Below are 20,280 nucleotides of genomic sequence, written 5' to 3'. Positions count from 1 at the left end.
CACAACCACGTTATTTCCACCGGAGAAGCTCGCATGCATACCGAACCGATGTCCGTGATTCCGACCACCCGCCCACGCCGCCTGTATCGCGTATTGACGTGGCTTGCTGCCGCGGCCGTTGCGATCGGCATGTCCTATGCACGCGCGGCCGACATTGCCGCGCCAACCTGCGCCGTCGAAGCGGAGCGCATCCGCAGCGAACTTGCCTGGCAAGAGCTTCCGAAGTTCAACGATCAAGCCGGGCGGTACTTGGCCGATACCCTGAATCAGCTCTACGCCTATGGCACGTTGCCCAACCGCTACGTGCCCGAGCGCCAAGCCAACTGGGAGCCGGGTGCAAATCGCCCTGTCATGATGCAGAAGCGCAGCATCGGCGGTGACCCTTGGGGGCCGACCGGCCTGCTGCAGGCGGACATCGACGATGGTCTTTCCAAGCGTGGCCCGCTGCGGCTGATCTATGCGCAGGATGGCAAGCCGCAGTACGTCACGACCACCACCGCAAATGCGCCGCAGATCCCGACGCAGCGCTGCGCGGGCACGTGAGCGTGCGCCCGGCTGCGTCAGGCTTTCGCCTGGCGCGCCATCTCGACGCCTTTGTTGGCCAGCGCATCGGCGCGCTCGTTGCCGGGGTGGCCGGCATGGCCCTTGACCCAATGCCAGCTCACCTCATGTCCGGCGACCAGTTCGTCGAGCGTGCGCCAGAGGTCGTCGTTCTTGACGGGCTTCTTGTCGGCTGTCTTCCAGCCGCGCGCCTTCCAGCCGGCCAACCATTCGCTGATGCCTTTTTGAACATACTGCGAATCGGTGTACACCTGCACCCGGCACGGCCGCTTCAGCGCGCGGAATGCCTCGATCACGGCCATCAATTCCATGCGGTTGTTGGTGGTCAGCGCTTCGCCGCCAAAGAGTTCTTTTTCGTGGCTGCCCGAGACGAGCACGGTGCCCCAGCCGCCGAGGCCGGGGTTGCCCTTGCACGCGCCATCGGAATAAACGGTGACTTCCTGCATTGAGAAACGATGGGTGATCAGTGAGTGGAACGGGCGCGCTCAGACGCCGGATTTGCCGTCACGTGCGGTCGCCGATGGCGTCTTGCTCGAATGCGAGCCCGAAGGTGTCGCGACCGGCGTACCGGCCGGCACCAGCGCCGGCGATTTGCGCGTCTTCCATGCCGGACCGACCAGGCGCATGGTGCGCACGCGCTTGACAGCCTGCAGCATGTAAACCGCGCCGAAGATCGGCCACCAGCGGTCGCCGGCCTTTTCCATGAAGGCGGTGCGCTGCAGCCATTTGTCCGAGCGATTGGGCGGGCAGTAGCAGCCGAAACGGCCGCGCACGATATCAAATCCGAGCAGCTTGAGCCAGTCCTTCAGGCGCGTGAACGCAATCATCTGGCTCTGCGCAGGCAGAAACGATTCCGTGCCCAGGCGCCGCATGCCCTGTCGCATGCCCCATAGGCTGAGCGGGTTGAAGCCGGTGATGACGAGACGTCCCTCGGGCATCAGCACGCGCGCCACTTCGCGCAGCACTTCGTGCGGATCGTCAGTAAATTCCAGCACGTGGGGCAGGGCGACGAGATCGATGCTCTGCGAAGCAAAGGGCAGCTCGTCATAGCGGCAGATCACGCGGGGCGTGGCTTGGCGCTGCGGCGTGTTGGCGTCCGGGTCTGCGTCGGCGGTATCGGCGGACTCTGCCGGGTTGCCGTCCATCGGGTCGAGCGTTTCGATGGGGGCTGTCGGATCGATGTCATCCACTACGCGGGCGATCAGCGGGATGCGGTTCTCGCGCAGGGCCCCAAAGCCAGGGTGGCCTAGCTGCAGCGCGTGATAGCCGAACATGTCGGCCACCGTGCGATCGAATTGAGCCTGCTCCCAGCGCAGGACATATTGCCCGGGCGGCGAAGCCAGCCAGTGGTGCCAATCTATAATGCGACGATCGTTAGAGGAGTCGGACATGGTCCAGGGTGGTGTGCCGCGTGGTGTAGCGCTTGAGGTGGAGGCGATCGCTGCGTTTACCGACAATTATATTTGGGCACTACACGATGGCCGTGTGGCTGCTGTCGTCGACCCGGGCGACGCGCAACCGGTGCTGCGCTTCCTGAAGGAGCGCGGGCTCGCGCTCGGTGCCATTGTAATCACACATCATCATGGCGATCACGTCGGCGGGGTGCGCGAACTGCTTGCCGCGTATCCGCACAATCCCGAGGGCGCGCCGCTGCCGGTCATCGGTCCAGCCCACGAATCGATCCCGTGCCGCACGCAGGCCGTGCGCGAAGGCGACGTGGTGACGCTCGCGCAGCCAGCCGCCACATTCCGGGTGATCGATGTACCCGGTCATACCAGCGGTCACGTTGCCTATGTGGGTCAGCTTCAGGGTAATGCCGCATCGGCGAGCCTGTTTTGTGGCGATACACTCTTCGCCACCGGTTGCGGCCGGCTTTTTGAAGGGACGCCCGCGCAGATGCGCGCGTCGCTGGCAAAGCTGGCGGCATTGGCGCCCGATACGCGTGTCTATTGCGCGCATGAATACACGGCGTCGAATGTGCGTTTTGCGCGCGCAGTCGAACCTGGTAACGCCGACTTGGCAGCCTGGGAGGATGAGGTAACGGCGTTGCGGGCCGAGGGCCGCTCGACTGTGCCCACGACCATTGGCCACGAGCGGGCGACCAATCCCTTCATGCGATCGGATGACGCCAATGTGACGCAGGCCGTGGCACGCCATGCAGGCATCGACGCGGATGACCCCGTTGCAGTATTCGCCGCGTTGCGCCAGTGGAAGAACGATTTCCGTTGAGAACGCTCGGCGCGCGGCGATAAGGCGGCCAGATGTGATGCATTGGGCAAGCGGCACGCCGGGTGAACGCGGGTTGACGCGGTCGGATGCGTTTCTTACTATCTGGGGCAATTTTTAGCCCTAACCCCTCAGAACTTGATGCGATCCGTGCGACTTCTTGCGGCAACTGTGCTCAGTCTGCTCCTCGCGGCCTGTGCAACGGCCCCCGGGCCGAACGCCGACACGGCCAGCACCAGCGCCTCCACCGCCGCCGGCCAAGCGTCTGCGCCGGTCGTCAATATCGATCAGCAGCCAGTCGCGTCCCTGAAAGGGCCGGCCAAGGATCTCTGGGCGCGCATTCGCCAAGGGTTTTCCATGCCCGATCTGCAAAGCTCGGCCGTGGATGATCGTACCGACTGGTATGCGCAGCGCCCGGAAGCCTTCCGCCGCATGGTGGATCGCTCGAACCGCTACCTGTATCACATCGTCGAAGAGCTGGAGCGGCGCAACATGCCCACCGAGCTGGCGCTGCTGCCGTTCGTGGAAAGCGCGTTCAACCCGCAGGCGGTGTCGAGCGCCAAGGCTGCCGGAATGTGGCAGTTCATCCCGAGCACTGGCCGAACCTACAACCTCAAGCAGAACGTCTTCCAGGACGAGCGCCGCGATGTGCTTGCCTCGACCGACGCCGCGCTCGACTATCTTTCCAAGCTGCACGACCAGTTTGGCGACTGGCAACTCGCGCTGGCCGCCTACAACTGGGGCGAAGGTGCGGTGGCGCGGGCGATTGCGCGCAACCAGGCAGCCGGCCTGTCGACCGATTACGTCAACCTGAACATGCCCGCCGAGACGCGCATGTACGTGCCCAAGCTCCAGGCGGTGAAGAACATCATCGCCAACCCAGAGCGCTACGGCGTCACGCTGCCCGAGATTCCGAACCATCCATATTTTGTCACCGTCACCACGTCACGCGATATTGATGTGACGCTGGCAGCCAAGCTGGCGAATCTGCCGATGGATGAGTTCAAGGCACTGAACCCGTCGTTCAACCGACCGGTGATCCTCGGCGCGTCGAACCCGCAGATTCTTCTGCCGTATGACAACGCGGAAACGTTCCAATACAACCTCAACACCTATCGCGGCGGCCTCTCGAGCTGGACGGCCGTGACGGTCGGCAACCGCGAGCGCGTTGAGGCATTGGCGGCCCGGCTGAAAGTTGACCCCGACACCATTCGCGAGATCAACCGCATTCCGAAGGGCATGCGGCTGAAGGCCGGCTCCACCGTGGTTGTGCCGCGTGCCGACGGCGCCCAGGAAAACGCTCCCGACATCAGCCCGGAGTTGGCCGAGAACGCCACCATGGCGGTCGAACCCGACATGCCGGATCTGAGAAAGGTGGTCGTGCGCGCAGGCAAGCGCGATACGGTTGCGGGTCTGTCGCGACGCTACGGCGTGTCGGTTGCCCAGATTCGTGCGTGGAACCAGCTCCCCGGCGACGCCATTCCCAAGGGGCACAGCGTCGTGCTGATGCTGCCGCCAGCGCGCGGTGGCAGTCGTGGCGGGCATGTGCGCGTGATGCGCGTATCGGCCACAACGTCGCGCGCCACAGCGGCAACCACACGCGTGCCAACCGCGAAGGTGGCCGGCAAGCCGGTGGTCAAGGCGAAGCCGGTGGCAACTTCATCCAGTTCGGTCAAGCGCAAGAAGCGCTGAGACTGGCAACAGAAACGGCGTCCTGCGGGGCGCCGTTTTGTTTTGGGGCGGCGGTAAGACCCGCGTAAGTTGGCGATCGCAAAGTAGGTGCATCAAGCACAACCAAGATTGAGCCATCGCGTACGATGGCCAGGAGACAACATCATGCCCATGTCCGCCGCGTACCGCGCGCTGTATCAGCGCTCCATTGATGACCCCGCTGGCTTCTGGGGCGAACAGGCCCAGCGCATCGAATGGCAGGGGCCGTATTCTGCCGTCCTCGACGATTCGCGCTTACCATTCGCCAAGTGGTTCGTGGGCGGACGCACCAACCTGTGCCACAACGCCGTCGACCGGCATCTCGCCACGCGTGGCGAGCAAGCGGCGCTCGTGTATGTCTCCACTGAAACCGGTCTGGAGGCCACGTACACGTATCGCCAGCTCCATCGCGAGGTCAACCGCATGGCGGCGAGCCTGCAGGCCCTGGGCGTGAGGCGGGGCGACCGCGTGCTGATTTACCTGCCGATGATTCCTGAAGCCGCGTTTGCGATGCTGGCCTGTGCACGCATCGGCGCGATCCATTCGGTGGTGTTCGGCGGTTTCGCGTCCAACAGTCTCGCCACGCGCATCGACGACGCTACGCCGCGCGTGATCGTCAGTGCCGATGCGGGCTCGCGAGCGGGCAAGGTGGTCGAGTACAAACCGTTGCTCGATGCCGCGATTGCGCTGGCGGCCCACAAGCCCGAGCGCGTGCTGCTCGTCAATCGCCAACTCGCGCCCATGCAGCACAACCCGCGCGATGTCGACTACGCAACGCTCGCCGCCCAGCACGCGAACGCCGAGGTGCCGTGCGAATGGATGGAATCGAGCGAGCCCTCGTACATCCTCTACACCTCCGGCACCACCGGCAAACCCAAAGGCGTGCAGCGTGATACCGGCGGCTATGCGGTGGCGCTCGCGGCGTCGATGCCGCTCATTTTCGGTACGCAGCCCGGCGACACGATGTTCACTGCATCGGACGTGGGCTGGGTCGTGGGCCACAGCTACATCGTCTACGCGCCGCTGCTCGCGGGCCTGACGACGGTCATGTACGAAGGCACGCCAATTCGCCCGGACGGGGCGGTCTGGTGGCGCATCGTCGAGCAATACCGCGTGAACGTGATGTTCACCGCGCCGACCGCCATTCGCGTGCTCAAGAAACAAGATCCTGCGCTGCTGCAGCGGCATGACCTGTCGAGTCTGCGCCGCCTGTTCCTGGCCGGCGAGCCGCTGGACGAGCCCACCGCAAGCTGGATCGGCGAGGCACTGCACAAGCCCATCGTCGACAACTACTGGCAGACCGAGACCGGCTGGCCGATGCTGGCCATTCCGCAAGGGGTTGAGCCTTCCGAGCAAAAGCTTGGCTCGCCGGGCTTCCCGGTCTACGGGTACAAGCTCGACATCTTGGATGAGGCCACCGGGCAACCTTGTGCTCCTGGGGAGAAAGGCCTGCTCGCGGTGTCCGCGCCGCTGCCGCCGGGCTGCATGACCACCGTCTGGGGCGACGATGCCCGCTTTCTGAAGACCTACTGGTCTGCGTTCCCGGGGCGACACATCTATTCGAGCTTCGACTGGGGCGTGCGTGACGAGGAGGGTTACGTGACCATCCTCGGCCGCACCGACGACGTCATCAACGTGGCGGGCCACCGTCTGGGCACCCGCGAGATCGAAGAAAGCCTGTCGTCGCATCCCGCCATCGCCGAGGTGGCGGTGGTGGGCGTGGCCGATCAGCTCAAAGGGCAGGTGGCGATGGGGTTTGCCATCGTGCGTGACGCTTCGCGCATTGCCGAGCCGACGGGGCGCCTGGCCCTCGAAGGTGAGTTGATGCGCACAGTCGAGATGCAGCTCGGGGCAGTGGCACGGCCCTCGCGCGTGTTCTTTGTCGGGGCGCTGCCCAAGACGCGCTCCGGAAAGCTGCTGCGCCGGGCGATGCAGGCCGTAGCGGAAGGGCGTGACCCGGGAGATCTGACGACCATTGAAGACCCCACGGCGCTGGCTCAGGTGCAGGCTGCCGTGCGAGGTGACTAGATGATGAGAAAGTGACGTTCTCGCCAGCTCGATCACGGGCTCGTGGGCACGGCGGGACGTCACAAATCGGGCGGCACGCGCCGTTAAGTCCTTCCTTTCATTGAGTTTTTTGCGGTGTCCGGGTATACTTGTTGGGTTTGAGTTCAGAAACCCATCACCCTAGCGCCAACCGCTTCCTACCTCCCGCCTACCGCCCCGTCTGCCTCGTTTCTCGGTGATTTCTGGTGAGTTCTGTCCCAGCCCCGACTCTCGGCGCGCAAACGGCCCGGATTCCGCATAGCCGGAATTCCGCTTCGGCGCCAAGGTGATCAGGTCGGCACAGGGTGAATCCAGCAGGAGCTACCCGTGTTGCCGTCTTTCCCGCCCGCCATTCTCGCGCTTGCAGACGGCACGGTCTTTCGTGGCTATTCCATCGGTGCGGCCGGTCATACGATCGGCGAAGTGGTGTTCAACACCGCAATCACCGGCTATCAGGAAATCCTTACCGATCCGAGCTACTCGCGCCAGATCGTCACGCTCACGTACCCGCATATCGGTAACGTTGGCGTGAACCGTGAGGATGTCGAAGCTACGAAAGTCCATGCCGCCGGTCTCATCATCAAGGATCTCCCGATCCTGGCGTCGAACTTCCGCAAGGAGCACACGCTCTCGCATTACCTCAAGGGCGAGAAAGTTGTCGCCATTGCCGGGATCGATACGCGCAAGCTGACCCGAATCCTGCGCGAGAAGGGCGCCCAGAACGGTTGCATTCTCGCTGGCGAAGACAACGTGCAGAAGGCCATCGACCTCGCGCGCTCGTTCCCGGGCCTGTCGGGCATGGATCTGGCGAAAGTCGTGTCCGTGACCCAGCCGTACGAGTGGACTCAAACCGAATGGGCGCTGGGTCGCGGCTACGGCAAGCAGGAAGCCCCGAAGTACCACGTGGTCGCGTATGACTTCGGCATCAAGTTCAACATCCTGCGCATGCTCGCCGAGCGTGGCTGCCGCGTGACGGTGGTGCCGGCACAAACCAGCGCAGCCGACGTGCTGGCGCATAACCCGGATGGCGTCTTCCTTTCCAACGGCCCCGGCGATCCGGAGCCGTGCGACTACGCTATCGCCGCCACCAAGGAGTTCCTGGAGCGTCGCCTGCCGACGTTCGGCATCTGTCTGGGCCACCAGATCATGGGCCTGGCTGTCGGTGCCAAGACGCTCAAGATGAAGACCGGCCACCACGGCGCGAATCACCCGGTCAAGGATCTGCAGGACGGCCGCGTGGTCATCACCTCGCAGAACCACGGTTTTGCAGTGGACCCGGAATCGCTGCCGGCCAACGCGCGCGTGACGCACGTCTCGCTGTTCGACGGCACGCTGCAGGGCTTCGAGCTGACCGACCGTCCGGCGTTCTGCTTCCAGGGCCACCCGGAAGCGTCGCCCGGTCCGCACGACATCGCGTATCTGTTTGACCGCTTTACGGCGGCGATGGACGCAGCCAAGCAGTAAAGCAAACGAGATCGCATCGCCATGAACGCCTTCATGCTCGCCCACTTCGGCATCACCGAATTCTGGACTTTCCTGCTCGGCACGATTTTCATCGTGCTGCTGCCGGGGCCGAATTCGATGTACGTGCTGTCGGTGGCGGCCCGCCGCGGTGTGCGCCCGGGCTACCAGGGCGCGTGCGGCGTGTTTCTGGGCGATGCCATCCTGATGGTGCTGTCGGCAGCGGGCGTGGCTTCGCTGTTGAAGGCGAGTCCGGCGCTGTTCTACGTCGTGAAGTACATCGGCGCGGCGTATCTGGCGTGGATCGGCCTGCAGATGCTGCGTGGCGCGGTTCGCAACTGGCGTGTGCGCAAGGCCGGCGAGTCCGTCGCACAAGACGCGGCGCCGGCCGACGAATCGCACCCGTTCAAGAAGGCGCTGATCATTAGCTTGCTGAACCCGAAGGCGATCCTGTTCTTCATCTCGTTCTTCATCCAGTTCGTCGATCCGCACTACGCGCTGCCAGTCGTGTCGTTCGTCGTGCTGGGGCTGGTCTGCCAGATCTGCAGCTTCCTGTACCTGACCACCATCATCTTCGTGGGCGCGCGGCTGGCCGCGGCGTTCCGCGCGCGACGACGTCTGTCTGCCGGTATGAGCAGCGGCGTCGGCGCCATGTTTATCGGCTTTTCCGCCAAGCTGGCGACGGCCACACTGAATTAATCGAATCGAGCGGGTTATGCCAAAACGTACAGATATCAAAACCATCCTGATCATCGGCGCGGGTCCGATCATCATCGGCCAGGCGTGTGAATTCGATTACTCCGGCGCGCAGGCTTGCAAGGCGCTCCGTGAAGAAGGCTTCAAGGTGGTCCTGGTCAACAGCAACCCGGCCACGATCATGACCGACCCCAACACGGCCGACGTGACCTACATCGAGCCGATCACCTGGGAAGTCGTCGAGCGCATCATCGCCAAGGAGCGCCCCGACGCGATCCTGCCGACGATGGGCGGCCAGACCGCGCTGAACTGCGCGCTGGACCTGCATCGCCACGGCGTGCTGAAGAAGTACAACGTCGAGCTGATCGGCGCATCGCCCGAGGCCATCGACAAGGCCGAAGACCGCCAGAAGTTCAAGGACGCGATGACCAAGATCGGTCTCGGGTCGGCCAAGTCGGGCATCGCACATTCGATGGACGAAGCCGTGGCCGTGCAGTCGCAGATCGCCAAGGAAACCGGCACGAGCGGCTACCCGATCGTGATCCGTCCGTCGTTCACGCTGGGCGGCACGGGCGGCGGCATCGCCTACAACCGCGAAGAATTCGAAGAGATCTGCAAGCGCGGTCTCGACCTCTCGCCGACCAACGAGCTGCTGATCGAAGAGTCGCTGCTCGGCTGGAAGGAATACGAGATGGAAGTCGTGCGCGACAGGGCCGACAACTGCATCATCGTCTGCTCGATCGAAAACCTGGATCCGATGGGCATCCACACCGGTGATTCCATCACGGTGGCCCCGGCGCAGACGCTGACCGACAAGGAATACCAGATCCTGCGTAACGCCTCGCTGGCCGTGCTGCGCGAGATCGGCGTGGATACCGGCGGCTCAAACGTGCAGTTCTCGATCAATCCGAAGGATGGCCGGATGATCGTGATCGAGATGAACCCGCGTGTGTCGCGATCGTCGGCACTGGCCTCGAAGGCCACCGGTTTCCCGATCGCCAAGGTCGCTGCCAAGCTGGCCGTCGGTTACACGCTGGACGAGCTGAAGAACGAGATCACCGGTGGCGCGACCCCGGCGTCGTTCGAGCCGTCGATCGACTACGTGGTCACCAAGGTGCCACGCTTTGCGTTCGAGAAATTCCCGCAGGCCGACAGCCACCTGACCACGCAGATGAAGTCGGTCGGCGAGGTGATGGCCATGGGCCGCACGTTCCAGGAGTCGTTCCAGAAGGCGCTGCGGGGCCTGGAAGTCGGCGTGGACGGCCTGGACGAAAAGTCCACCGACCGCGACGAGATCATCGAAGAGATCGGCGAAGCCGGTCCGGATCGCATCTGGTATCTGGGCGACGCATTCCGCCTGGGCCTGTCGATCGACGAGGTTTATGCCGAGACGTCCGTGGATCCGTGGTTCCTGGCGCAGATCGAAGACATCGTCAAGACGGAAGCATTGGTGAAGTCCCGCACCCTGGAAAGCCTCTCGGCTGCCGAGCTGCGTCTGCTCAAGCAGAAGGGTTTCTCCGACCGCCGCCTTGCCAAGCTGACCAAGACGACAGCCAAGGCCGTGCGCGAAAAGCGTATCGCCGAGAAGGTGCGGCCGGTCTACAAGCGCGTCGACACCTGCGCCGCCGAATTCGCGACCAACACGGCCTACCTGTACTCGACGTACGAAGCCGAGCATGGCGAGTGCGAAGCCGAGCCGACGGGCAACAAGAAGATCATGGTCCTGGGCGGTGGCCCGAACCGGATCGGCCAAGGTATCGAGTTCGACTACTGCTGCGTGCACGCCGCGCTGGCACTGCGCGAAGACGGGTACGAGACCATCATGGTCAACTGCAACCCGGAGACCGTCTCGACCGACTACGACACGTCTGACCGCCTGTACTTCGAGCCGGTGACGCTGGAAGACGTGCTGGAAATCGTCGACAAGGAAAAACCGGTTGGCGTGATCGTGCAATACGGCGGCCAGACACCGCTGAAGCTCGCGCTGGATCTAGAAGCCAACGGCGTGCCCATCATCGGCACGTCGCCGGACATGATCGACGCGGCCGAAGACCGTGAGCGTTTCCAGAAGCTGCTGCACGAGCTGGGCCTGCGCCAGCCGCCCAACCGCACCGCGCGTGCTGAAGATGAAGCGCTCAAGCTGGCCGAAGAAATCGGTTACCCGCTGGTGGTGCGTCCGTCGTATGTGCTGGGCGGCCGCGCGATGGAGATCGTGCATGAGCCGCGCGACCTCGAGCGCTATATGCGCGAGGCTGTGAAAGTGTCGAACGACAGCCCCGTGCTGCTCGACCGCTTCCTGAACGACGCGATCGAATGCGACGTGGATTGCCTGTCCGACGGCAAGCGCGTGTTCATCGGCGGCGTGATGGAGCACATCGAGCAGGCTGGCGTGCACTCGGGCGACTCGGCTTGCTCGCTGCCGCCGTATTCGCTGTCGCAGGCGACCGTAGACGAACTGAAGCGCCAGACCGCCGCGATGGCCAAGGCGCTGAACGTGGTCGGTCTGATGAACGTGCAGTTCGCCATTCAGCAGAAGGGCGGCGAAGACATCGTCTACGTCCTGGAAGTGAACCCGCGTGCTTCGCGTACGGTGCCGTACGTGTCGAAGGCGACCGGTGTGCCGCTGGCCAAGGTTGCCGCTCGCTGCATGGCGGGTCAGTCGCTGGAGTCGCAAGGCGTCGAGACAGAAGTCGTGCCGGCGTACTACAGCGTCAAGGAAGCAGTGTTCCCGTTCAACAAGTTCCCGGGTGTCGATCCGGTGCTCGGACCGGAAATGCGCTCGACTGGCGAAGTCATGGGCGTCGGCAAGACGTTTGGCGAAGCGCTCTTCAAGAGCCAGCTCGCCGCCGGTTCGCGCCTGCCCGAGAAGGGCACCGTGCTGATGACCGTCAAGGACAGCGACAAGCCGCAAGCCGTGGAAGTTGCCCGCGCGCTGCATACGCTGGGCTACCCGATCGTGGCGACGCGCGGTACCGCCTCGGCCATCGAAGCCGCCGGCATTCCGGTGCGCGTGGTCAACAAGGTGAAGGACGGCCGTCCGCACATTGTCGACATGATCAAGAACAGCGAGATCGCGCTCGTCTTCACGACTGTCGATGAGACGCGTGCAGCAATCGCTGACTCGCGCTCGATCCGGCAGGCAGCATTGGCGCAGCGCGTCACGTACTACACGACCATCGCCGGTGCTCGCGCCGCGGTGGAAGGTCTGAAGCACATGCAGCACCTGGATGTGTATGACCTGCAGGGCCTGCACGCCACCCTGTAAGCCCATCGCCAGGGCCCGCGGCGCGGCATAGCGTCGCGGTGAGCCGGCCGGAGAGGAGCAGTTGCCGCCTCCGGACGGTTCGCCTAAACTAGAGCGTCCGTGTCAAAACAACGACAGCCGCCGTCAGGCGGGTGTGCGCTACGCGCCCTCCCGCTTCGCAGCGGCTGATTTTTTTGCGATTCCGAATTACTTACGATGAGCACCATTCCGATTACCAAGCGCGGTGCCGAGATGCTGAAAGAAGAGCTTCACCGTCTGAAGACCAAGGAGCGTCCGGCCGTCGTCAATGCCATCGCCGAGGCACGTGCCCAGGGCGATCTTTCCGAAAACGCCGACTACGATGCTGCCAAGGAGCGCCAAGGCTTCATCGAAGGCCGCATCCAGGAAATCGAGAGCAAGCTGTCCGCTGCGCAGATCATCGATCCGGCCTCGCTGGATGCCGACGGCCGCGTGGTTTTTGGCGCCACCATCGATCTGGAAGATCTCGATTCGGGCAAGCCCGTTACGTATCAGATCGTCGGCGATGATGAGGCTGATCTGGAAACGGGCAAGATTTCGATCAGCTCGCCGATCGCTCGTGCGTTGATCGGCAAGTTTGAAGGCGATGTCGCTACCGTGGTCGCCCCGGGCGGCGAGCGCGAGTACGAAGTGCTGGCCGTCAAGTACCTCTAACCTGATTCGGGACAACCACCATGCCGCAGCGCTTCTTCCAGTTGCTTGCCACGGTATGGTGTGGTTCGCTCTGGACCATCGGTTACATCGTCGCGCCGACGCTGTTCGCAATGCTGGGAGATCGCCAGTTGGCCGGCTCCATTGCCGGTCGGTTGTTTCATGCAGAAGCGTGGATCGGCCTGGCGACTGGGTGTTTGCTGCTGTTGGCTGCCACGGCGCTGGTACGCCGCGGTGAGGCCGGATACCGGCGGCTGCGCTGGCTCGTGCTGGCGATGCTGCTGTGTGTGCTGGTGGGCTATTTCGGCTTGCAGCCGTTCATGGCCTCGCTGCGCGAACAGGCCGATGCGCTTGGCGTGGCGGTGGGGGATTCGCCTTATCGCGCACAGTTCGGCTTGTTGCACGGCATATCGAGCGTGTTTTATCTGGTGCAGAGCCTCCTGGGGTTGGCCCTGATCTGGAAGGCGGCCGGCGTTCGGCAAACCGCCTGAGGCCTCAAAAAAAAGACCGGCTGGAGAGCCGGTCGTTTTCTGTGCGGGCTGCCGAGCAGGTTCAGGACAGCGCTTTCTTCTTCTGGCTGGTTTGACGCGGTTTGGCACGCTTGACGTTACCGCCGGCCGTGACCCGTTCGTTACCCAGCACGCTGAGGCGGACCGGTTTAGGGCGACGCGCGCTGTTCGGGTTCGGCTTGCGCACGGTGACCGAGCGCGGACCGGCACCAACTGTCGCCTTGCGAGGCGGCTTGAGATCTCGCGGCTGGTTTTCCTTCAAGTACGCCGGACCCTCGCGCCAAATCACCAGCAGCTTGCCGATGTGCTGTACCGGGGCAGCCTGCAGGCGGGCGCAGATGGTGTCATAGAGTTCGATGCGGGCTTCGCGATCATCACCGAAGACGCGAATCTTGATCAGCCCGTGGGCCGCCAGCGAGCGGTCGATTTCGGCCAGAACGGCCTTCGTCAGACCCTCCGCACCGATGATGACGACCGGGTTCAACGCGTGCGCTTCTGAGCGCAGTTCCGATCGTTGGGCAGGGGTGAGGATAAGGGCGGGCATAAATAGGGGCGAGATCGCGCAAAAAGACAAACGGCGCGTATTATCCGCCAAAACCAGTCCTGGCCGCCATGTTTGGCGCTACATCCGGGCGAAATTGCAACCAATTCGATGGCAAAGAACAAGTTCAACCAGTCGTGGCTGCACGACCACATCAATGATCCGTACGTGAAGCTGGCGCAGCGCGAAGGCTATCGCGCGCGTGCGGCCTACAAGCTGAAAGAGATCGACGAACAGGACAAGCTCATCAAGCCGGGTCAGGTCATCGTCGACCTTGGCGCCGCGCCGGGAAGCTGGAGCCAGTACGTGCGCAACAAGCTGGCCGCCTCGCCCCGCGCCAAAGACGGCCGGATCGACGGGGCGATCGTCGCCATCGACATCCTGCCGATGGAAGCCATCGCCGATGTCACCTTCATCCAGGGTGACTTCCGCGAGGACGACGTTTTCCGTCAACTCGAAGAAATCGTTCTGGAAGCCACAGGCGGGGGAAAAGTGGACCTTGTTTTGTCCGATATGGCCCCCAATCTCTCTGGCGTGGCGTCGGCAGACGCCGCGCGCATGGAGCACATCGCCGAGCTGGCTGTGGAATTTGCCATGGCACACCTGAAACCTGAGGGCGCGCTGCTGATCAAATGTTTCCATGGCAGCGGCTATAGTCAGATCGTCGAGATGTTCAAGCGTCATTTCAAGATCGTGGCGCCGCGCAAGCCTAAAGCCTCCCGCGACAAATCGTCCGAAACATTCCTGTTGGGCCGCCAGCTCAAGCATTCCGGCTGACGGACGTTACTCAGGAAGGGGCCCCGGCTGGCACGGCGGTCCGTCGGTCTTGCGGGCAATCAACCCGCGGCGGTGTCCGTGCATTACAATGCCAAGCATCCCGTCAAGGCATTTCTAAAGGAGTCTCGCCTTGAATAACAACTGGTTTCAGAAGGCGGCCATCTGGCTGGTGATTGCCTTGGTGCTGTTCACCGTCTTCAAGCAGTTCGACAAGCCCCGCGCCCAAGAAGGTGTGACGTACTCGCAATTCATGGACGATGCAAAGGCCGGCAAGGTCAAGCGCGTCGAGGTCCAGGGCCGTACGTTGTTGGTCACACCGAACGAGGGCAACAAGTATTCGATCATCTCGCCGGGCGACATCTGGATGGTCGGCGACCTGATGAAGTACGGCGTGCAGGTGACCGGCAAGGCGGAAGAGGAGCAAGGTGTGCTCCTTACCGCGCTTTACTACCTCGGCCCGACGCTGCTGATCATCGTGTTCTGGTTCTACATGATGCGGCAGATGCAGGGCGGCGGGAAAGGCGGTGCCTTCTCGTTCGGCAAGTCCAGGGCACGGTTGATCGACGAGAACAACAACAGCGTCACGTTTGCTGACGTGGCGGGCTGCGATGAATCGAAGGAAGAAGTCGTCGAACTGGTTGACTTCCTGAAAGATCCGCAGAAATTCCAGAAGCTGGGCGGGCGTATCCCGCGCGGCGTGCTGCTCGTGGGGCCTCCGGGTACCGGCAAGACACTGCTGGCGCGCGCCATTGCCGGCGAGGCCAAGGTGCCGTTCTTTAGCATTTCCGGTTCGGACTTCGTTGAAATGTTCGTTGGCGTGGGCGCAGCCCGCGTGCGCGACATGTTTGAAAACGCCAAGAAGCAGGCGCCCTGTATCGTGTTCATCGATGAGATCGATGCGGTTGGCCGCCATCGTGGCGCCGGCATGGGCGGCGGCAACGACGAGCGCGAGCAGACCCTGAACCAGATGCTGGTCGAGATGGACGGCTTCGAGGCCAACTCGGGCGTCATCGTGATCGCGGCAACCAACCGTGCAGACGTGCTCGACAAAGCGCTGCTGCGTCCTGGCCGCTTCGACCGTCAGGTCTACGTGGGACTGCCGGATATCCGTGGCCGCGAGCAGATTCTCAAGGTCCACATGCGCAAGGTGCCGATCGGCAACGACGTCGATGCATCGGTGTTGGCGCGTGGCACGCCGGGCTTTTCGGGCGCCGATCTCGCCAACCTGGTGAACGAAGCTGCGCTGTTTGCTGCACGCCGCAACAAGCGCGTGGTGGACATGCAGGACTTCGAAGACGCGAAGGACAAGATCTACATGGGTCCGGAGCGCAAGTCGGCCGTGATCCGCGAAGAGGAGCGCCGCGCTACGGCGTACCACGAGTCGGGCCATGCGGTGGTGGCGAAGCTGCTGCCGAAGGCTGATCCGGTGCACAAGGTCACGATCATGCCGCGCGGCTGGGCTGGCGGTCTGACCTGGCAGCTGCCGGAGCACGACAAGCACTACGCCTACAAGGACACGATGCTCGAAGAGGTCGCGATCCTGTTTGGTGGCCGTGCCGCAGAAGAGGTGTTCCTGGGTGCGATGAGTACCGGTGCCTCTAACGACTTCGAGCGCGCCACCAAGATGGCCCGCGATATGGTGACGCGCTATGGCATGAGCGACGCGCTTGGCACTATGGTTTACGTCGATACGGAACAGGATGGCTTCTTCGGTCGCATGGCATCGAAGACGGTGTCCGAGGCGACTCAGCAGAAGGTGGATTCGGAAATCCGCCGCATCGTGGACGAGCAGTACGCCCTGGCCAAGGGGCTGCTGGAAGCGAATCGCGATAAGGTGGAAGCCATGACTGCGGCGCTGCTCGAGTGGGAAACCATCGACGCCGATCAGGTCAATGACATCATGGACGGCAAGCCGCCGCGCCCGCCGCGCTACGGCTCGACCGGCGGTGGCAGCACCCCGCCGGGTGGAGGCACGCCGGCTGGGGTGAACCCGGGCAACGTGCCTGCCACGGCCTGATGTGTTGATGGGCCGTTAGTTTGTCGCCCGGGCGGCGACGCAAAAGAGCCGGTGCAAGTGCACCGGCTTTTTTTTGTTGGCGCATTCTGGCATGCCTGGCGTAGGATTCCGGTCCTGCACAGCATTTCCGTCGATCTATCTTGTCCGCTTCCATTCCCACCACATCGCACTTCCAGTGCGGACGCTTCCGTTACCCACGTGATCGCCGTCCCCTCATCATGGGCATTCTCAACGTCACGCCCGATTCGTTCTCCGATGGCGGGCAGCACGCCACGCGTGATGCAGCGTTGCGCCACGCCGAGCAGCTGATCGCCGAAGGCGTCGATATGATCGACATCGGTGGAGAGTCGAGCCGGCCGGGCGCCGAGCCGTTGAGCCTGCAAGCCGAATTGGACCGCGTGATGCCTATCGTCGAGGCGCTACGCGAATGCGGCAAGCCGCTGTCGATCGATACCTACAAGCCCGAGGTGATGCGGGCCACGCTGGATGCGGGCGCCGATCTGATCAACGATATCTGGGGCTTTCGCCGGCCCGGCGCGATCGAGGTGGTGGCAAAGGGCAACGCGGGCCTGTGTGTCATGCACATGCAGCGCGATCCCGAAACGATGCAAGAAGCGCCCAGCTATGTAGACCTGATGGGCGAGGTGGAGGTCTTCCTGCGCACGCAGACGGAGGCGCTGATGGCTGCCGGCGTGGCGGCCGAGCGTATCTCCCTTGATCCGGGGTTTGGTTTTGGCAAGACGCCGGATCACAACCTCACCATGCTCAATCGCTTGGCGGAGTTTCAGCGCATCGGTTTGCCGTTGCTCGCCGGTTTGTCGCGCAAGTCGACGCTGGGCGCGGTGTTGGACGGCAAACCGCCAGCCGAACGTGTGACCGCCAGTGTGGCGGCAGCGCTACTGGCGGCGGAGCGGGGCGCGTTCATCGTGCGTGTGCACGACGTGCAGCCGACCGTGGAGGCAATTCAACTCTTGTGGGCCATGCGTCATGAACGCGTAAATCCGCCAATGGCTTGATAGCCGCCCCAGCCTCACGCGGCTGGGGGTCAAGCGAACAGAGGATTGCCCAGCGATGGCCGGCGTCTTACAAACAAAGAAAGAAACATTTCTCCAGGAGAGACTCCCAATGTCCAGGAAGTATTTCGGCACCGACGGCATCCGTGGGCGTGTCGGTGAAAGCCCGATCACGCCGGATTTTGTGTTGCGCCTTGGTTATGCAGCCGGCCGTGTGTTGGCCCACGGTGGGGAAGCGCATGGCCACGGCCGTCCCACCGTGCTGATCGGTAAGGACACGCGCCTGTCGGGCTACATGCTGGAAGCCGCGTTGGAAGCGGGCTTTACAGCAGCCGGCGTGGACGTGCTGATGAGTGGCCCGCTGCCCACACCTGGCGTGGCGTATCTCACGCGTGCGCTGCGGTTGTCGGCGGGCGTGGTGATTTCTGCCTCACATAACCCGTATTACGATAACGGCATCAAGTTCTTCTCGGCCACCGGCGACAAGCTGCCGGATGAAATCGAGCTGCAGATCGAAGCCGAACTGGAAAAGCCGATGGCGTACGCTGCCTCTGATGCGCTGGGCCGTGCCCGTCGTATCGAGGATGCCGCTGGACGCTACATCGAATTCTGCAAGAGCACGTTCCCGAGCGACCTGAACCTGTTCGGAATGAAGGTCGTGCTGGACAGCGCGCATGGCGCGGCCTATCACATTGCACCGCACGTCTTCCACGAGCTGGGTGCGGACGTGGTATCGATCGGCAACCAGCCGAATGGCCGCAACATCAACGACGGCTATGGCGCGACGGCGCCGGGTAAGTTGGCTGAGGCTACGCGCGAGCATCAGGCTGACATCGGCCTGGCCTTTGATGGCGATGCCGACCGCCTGCAGGTGGTGGACCGCAATGGGCGCCTTTACAACGGCGATGAGCTGCTCTATGTGATGGTGCAGGCGCGCCGTGCGGCGGGTCAGACGGTGCCGGGTGCGGTTGGTACGCTCATGACCAATCTTGCCGTGGAACTCGCACTCAAGGCGCAGGGCGTGGAGTTCGTGCGCGCCAAGGTGGGCGATCGCTATGTGCTGGAGGAGCTGAAGAAGAATGGTTGGCTGCTCGGCGGCGAAGGTTCGGGCCACTTGCTCTGTCTGGACAAGCACAGCACGGGCGACGGCATCATTTCGGCGCTGCAGGTGCTTGCGGCATTGCGTCGCAGCGGCCAGACGCTGGACGAGATGCTCGACGGCGTGCGCCTGTTCCCTCAAAAGCTTATCAACGTGCGGGTCGAAAAGGGTTTCGATTGGAAATCGCACGCGGCCTTGCAGGCGGCTCTCAAGACGAGCGAGGCCGAGTTGAATGGCAAGGGGCGTGTGCTGATTCGCCCGTCGGGTACGGAGCCGGTCGTGCGCGTCATGGTGGAAGCGCAGGACGCTGAGCTGGCCAACCAACATGCGGAGCGTCTTGCCGCGACGTTGCAGTAAGTTGTTGCCCAATCAAGCAAACATATGGAAAAGCGGCCTCCGGGCCGCTTTTTTTATGCGCGTGGGTCGACTTTCCTGCCCTGCAGAGCGGTTATGAGAAGTTTTCGTGTTGTCACGGAACTGTCATTTGAGCGGCCTAAAGTTCGGATGTCAAAAATCTGTCATCGCTCAACCGCTCCTCTGGAGAACTCATGAAACTGGTCAAAACCGCAATCGCTGGCGTGGCTGCACTGGCTTTCGCCGGTGCCGCATTTGCTGTTGACATCACTGGCGCAGGCGCAACGTTCCCGGCACCCGTCTACAACAAGTGGGCGGCCGACTACAACAAGGCGACCAACACCAAGGTGAACTACCAAGGTATCGGTTCGTCGGGCGGCATCAAGCAGATCACCGCCAAGACCGTCGACTTCGGCGCATCGGACATGCCGTTGAAGGACGAAGAGCTGGCCAAGGATGGCCTGATCCAGTTCCCGACGGTGATCGGCGGCGTGGTGCCCGTGATCAACCTGCCGGGCGTGAAGCCGGGCGAGCTGACGCTGAATGGCCAATTGCTGGGTGATATCTACCTGGGCAAGATCAAGAAGTGGAACGATCCGGCCATCGCCAAGCTGAACCCGAAGGCCAAGCTGCCGGACCAGGACATCCTGGTGGTGCGTCGTGCTGACGGTTCGGGCACTTCATTCATCTTCACGAACTACCTGTCGAAGGTGAATGCCGAGTGGAAGAGCAAGGTCGGCGAAGGCACGACCGTGAACTGGCCGACGGGTACGGGTGGCAAGGGCAACGAAGGCGTGGCCGCTTTCGTGCAGCGTCTGGGTGGCGCAGTGGGCTACGTCGAGTACGCCTACGCCAAGCAGAACAAGATGACGTATGTGAACCTGCAGAATAAGTCGGGTGCCGTGGTGAAACCGACCGCAGAAGCCTTCAAGGCCGCAGCCGCTGGCGCCGAGTGGAGCAAGTCGTACTACCAGATCCTGACGGACGAACCGGGTAAGGACGCATGGCCGATCGCTGGTGCCACGTTCATCCTGCTGCACAAGACGCAAGCCAAGCCGGAGCAGGGCGCTGAAGTCATGAAGTTCTTCGACTGGGCCTACAAGGGTGGTGACGACGCCGCCAAGAGCCTGGACTACGTGCCGCTGCCGGACGCTGTGAAGAACCAGATCCGCGCAACGTGGAAGTCGAGCGTGAAGGATGCATCGGGCAAGGTTGTCTACAACTAATGACCGCTGCTAGCTGCATAACGGTTCGTAACTAGATGCAGCACAAGGTGCGGGAGGTTGGTACGAATCGGCCGCCCGCACCATTTCAAAAGCTTCTTTCACGGCTGACC

The 20,280-nt window shown here is 63.0% G+C and carries 17 protein-coding genes; 14 read left to right on the top strand and 3 right to left on the bottom strand.

Features of this window, described 5'->3' with window-relative positions; translation table 11 throughout:
* Nucleotides 1-33: 33 nt before the first annotated feature.
* Nucleotides 34-543, top strand: coding sequence for a hypothetical protein (locus tag AAHM38_RS08675; protein ID WP_116576073.1), 510 nt, complete (start codon nt 34-36; stop codon nt 541-543).
* 17 nt (nt 544-560) lie between these two features.
* On the opposite strand, the gene rnhA is transcribed toward AAHM38_RS08675, so the two are convergent.
* Together rnhA and AAHM38_RS08665 are read right to left on the bottom strand one after the other, a co-directional pair.
* The gene (gene rnhA, locus AAHM38_RS08670; protein WP_009240904.1) at nt 561-1,007 is read right to left on the bottom strand and encodes a ribonuclease HI; all 447 of its coding nucleotides are present in this window, start codon (nt 1,005-1,007) and stop codon (nt 561-563) included.
* A 39-nt stretch (nt 1,008-1,046) separates the two neighbouring features.
* Entirely contained in the window at nt 1,047-1,952 is a 906-nt protein-coding gene (locus AAHM38_RS08665) for a class I SAM-dependent methyltransferase (RefSeq protein WP_165835789.1), read from the bottom strand.
* Here AAHM38_RS08665 and gloB point away from each other — a divergent pair.
* From gloB to AAHM38_RS08625, 8 genes are all read left to right on the top strand, one after another.
* Entirely contained in the window at nt 1,951-2,790 is an 840-nt protein-coding gene (gene gloB, locus AAHM38_RS08660) for a hydroxyacylglutathione hydrolase (protein ID WP_116576075.1), read from the top strand. The genes AAHM38_RS08665 and gloB overlap by 2 nt on opposite strands.
* Before the next feature lie 138 nt (nt 2,791-2,928).
* Complete coding sequence (locus AAHM38_RS08655) at nt 2,929-4,479, top strand: transglycosylase SLT domain-containing protein (protein ID WP_012762192.1); 1,551 nt, start codon at nt 2,929-2,931, stop codon at nt 4,477-4,479.
* Nucleotides 4,480-4,623: 144 nt separating this feature from the next.
* The gene (gene prpE, locus AAHM38_RS08650) at nt 4,624-6,525 is read left to right on the top strand and encodes a propionate--CoA ligase (RefSeq protein ID WP_116576076.1); all 1,902 of its coding nucleotides are present in this window, start codon (nt 4,624-4,626) and stop codon (nt 6,523-6,525) included.
* 345 nt (nt 6,526-6,870) lie between these two features.
* Nucleotides 6,871-8,007 carry a glutamine-hydrolyzing carbamoyl-phosphate synthase small subunit gene (carA, locus tag AAHM38_RS08645; RefSeq protein WP_012762190.1) on the top strand — a complete coding sequence of 379 codons (1,137 nt, stop codon included), beginning with the start codon at nt 6,871-6,873 and terminating at the stop codon, nt 8,005-8,007.
* A 21-nt stretch (nt 8,008-8,028) separates the two neighbouring features.
* Complete coding sequence (leuE, locus tag AAHM38_RS08640) at nt 8,029-8,703, top strand: leucine efflux protein LeuE (RefSeq protein WP_012762189.1); 675 nt, start codon at nt 8,029-8,031, stop codon at nt 8,701-8,703.
* 16 nt (nt 8,704-8,719) lie between these two features.
* The gene (gene carB / locus AAHM38_RS08635) at nt 8,720-11,965 is read left to right on the top strand and encodes a carbamoyl-phosphate synthase large subunit (RefSeq protein WP_116576077.1); all 3,246 of its coding nucleotides are present in this window, start codon (nt 8,720-8,722) and stop codon (nt 11,963-11,965) included.
* Nucleotides 11,966-12,160: 195 nt separating this feature from the next.
* Entirely contained in the window at nt 12,161-12,637 is a 477-nt protein-coding gene (greA, locus tag AAHM38_RS08630; RefSeq protein WP_009240897.1) for a transcription elongation factor GreA, read from the top strand.
* 20 nt (nt 12,638-12,657) lie between these two features.
* Entirely contained in the window at nt 12,658-13,125 is a 468-nt protein-coding gene (locus AAHM38_RS08625) for a DUF4149 domain-containing protein (protein WP_065856529.1), read from the top strand.
* Nucleotides 13,126-13,186: 61 nt separating this feature from the next.
* Here the strand turns inward: AAHM38_RS08625 and AAHM38_RS08620 are convergent, their stop codons facing one another.
* A complete protein-coding gene (locus tag AAHM38_RS08620; RefSeq protein ID WP_065856527.1) occupies nt 13,187-13,687 on the bottom strand; it encodes a YhbY family RNA-binding protein in 501 nt (166 codons plus the stop codon).
* 108 nt (nt 13,688-13,795) lie between these two features.
* Between AAHM38_RS08620 and AAHM38_RS08615 the strand changes: the two genes are divergently transcribed.
* The 5 genes from AAHM38_RS08615 to pstS all read left to right on the top strand — a co-directional run bounded on the left by AAHM38_RS08615 (nt 13,796) and on the right by pstS (nt 20,170).
* Nucleotides 13,796-14,461 (top strand): RlmE family RNA methyltransferase, encoded by a 666-nt coding sequence (locus tag AAHM38_RS08615; protein WP_009240895.1) that lies wholly within the window; start codon nt 13,796-13,798, stop codon nt 14,459-14,461.
* A gap of 130 nt (nt 14,462-14,591) precedes the next feature.
* Nucleotides 14,592-16,478, top strand: coding sequence for an ATP-dependent zinc metalloprotease FtsH (ftsH, locus tag AAHM38_RS08610; protein ID WP_009240894.1), 1,887 nt, complete (start codon nt 14,592-14,594; stop codon nt 16,476-16,478).
* A gap of 152 nt (nt 16,479-16,630) precedes the next feature.
* Nucleotides 16,631-17,494, top strand: a complete 864-nt coding sequence (folP, locus tag AAHM38_RS08605) for a dihydropteroate synthase (protein WP_125472847.1) — start codon at nt 16,631-16,633, stop codon at nt 17,492-17,494.
* A 109-nt stretch (nt 17,495-17,603) separates the two neighbouring features.
* A complete protein-coding gene (gene glmM / locus AAHM38_RS08600; protein ID WP_116576079.1) occupies nt 17,604-18,947 on the top strand; it encodes a phosphoglucosamine mutase in 1,344 nt (447 codons plus the stop codon).
* A 191-nt stretch (nt 18,948-19,138) separates the two neighbouring features.
* Complete coding sequence (gene pstS, locus AAHM38_RS08595) at nt 19,139-20,170, top strand: phosphate ABC transporter substrate-binding protein PstS (RefSeq protein ID WP_012762183.1); 1,032 nt, start codon at nt 19,139-19,141, stop codon at nt 20,168-20,170.
* Nucleotides 20,171-20,280: the final 110 nt, after the last annotated feature.

Origin of the sequence: Ralstonia sp. OTU4908, assembly GCF_038440115.1 — a bacterium.
Lineage (GTDB): Bacteria > Pseudomonadota > Gammaproteobacteria > Burkholderiales > Burkholderiaceae > Ralstonia > Ralstonia pickettii.
The sequence above is the reverse complement of the archived record's forward strand: the minus strand, read 5'-3'. Positions and strand labels throughout refer to the sequence as shown.

Excerpts from the sequence above, each read along its gene's own strand:
- AAHM38_RS08675 (WP_116576073.1), top strand. The coding sequence starts at position 34 with ATGCATACCGAACCGATGTCCGTGATTCCGACCACCCGCCCACGCCGC.
- rnhA (WP_009240904.1), bottom strand. The coding sequence starts at position 1,007 with ATGCAGGAAGTCACCGTTTATTCCGATGGCGCGTGCAAGGGCAACCCC.
- gloB (WP_116576075.1), top strand. The coding sequence starts at position 1,951 with ATGGTCCAGGGTGGTGTGCCGCGTGGTGTAGCGCTTGAGGTGGAGGCG.
- AAHM38_RS08665 (WP_165835789.1), bottom strand. The coding sequence starts at position 1,952 with ATGTCCGACTCCTCTAACGATCGTCGCATTATAGATTGGCACCACTGG.
- AAHM38_RS08655 (WP_012762192.1), top strand. The coding sequence starts at position 2,929 with ATGCGATCCGTGCGACTTCTTGCGGCAACTGTGCTCAGTCTGCTCCTC.
- prpE (WP_116576076.1), top strand. The coding sequence starts at position 4,624 with ATGCCCATGTCCGCCGCGTACCGCGCGCTGTATCAGCGCTCCATTGAT.
- leuE (WP_012762189.1), top strand. The coding sequence starts at position 8,029 with ATGAACGCCTTCATGCTCGCCCACTTCGGCATCACCGAATTCTGGACT.
- carB (WP_116576077.1), top strand. The coding sequence starts at position 8,720 with ATGCCAAAACGTACAGATATCAAAACCATCCTGATCATCGGCGCGGGT.
- greA (WP_009240897.1), top strand. The coding sequence starts at position 12,161 with ATGAGCACCATTCCGATTACCAAGCGCGGTGCCGAGATGCTGAAAGAA.
- AAHM38_RS08625 (WP_065856529.1), top strand. The coding sequence starts at position 12,658 with ATGCCGCAGCGCTTCTTCCAGTTGCTTGCCACGGTATGGTGTGGTTCG.
- AAHM38_RS08620 (WP_065856527.1), bottom strand. The coding sequence starts at position 13,687 with ATGCCCGCCCTTATCCTCACCCCTGCCCAACGATCGGAACTGCGCTCA.
- AAHM38_RS08615 (WP_009240895.1), top strand. The coding sequence starts at position 13,796 with ATGGCAAAGAACAAGTTCAACCAGTCGTGGCTGCACGACCACATCAAT.
- glmM (WP_116576079.1), top strand. The coding sequence starts at position 17,604 with ATGTCCAGGAAGTATTTCGGCACCGACGGCATCCGTGGGCGTGTCGGT.
- pstS (WP_012762183.1), top strand. The coding sequence starts at position 19,139 with ATGAAACTGGTCAAAACCGCAATCGCTGGCGTGGCTGCACTGGCTTTC.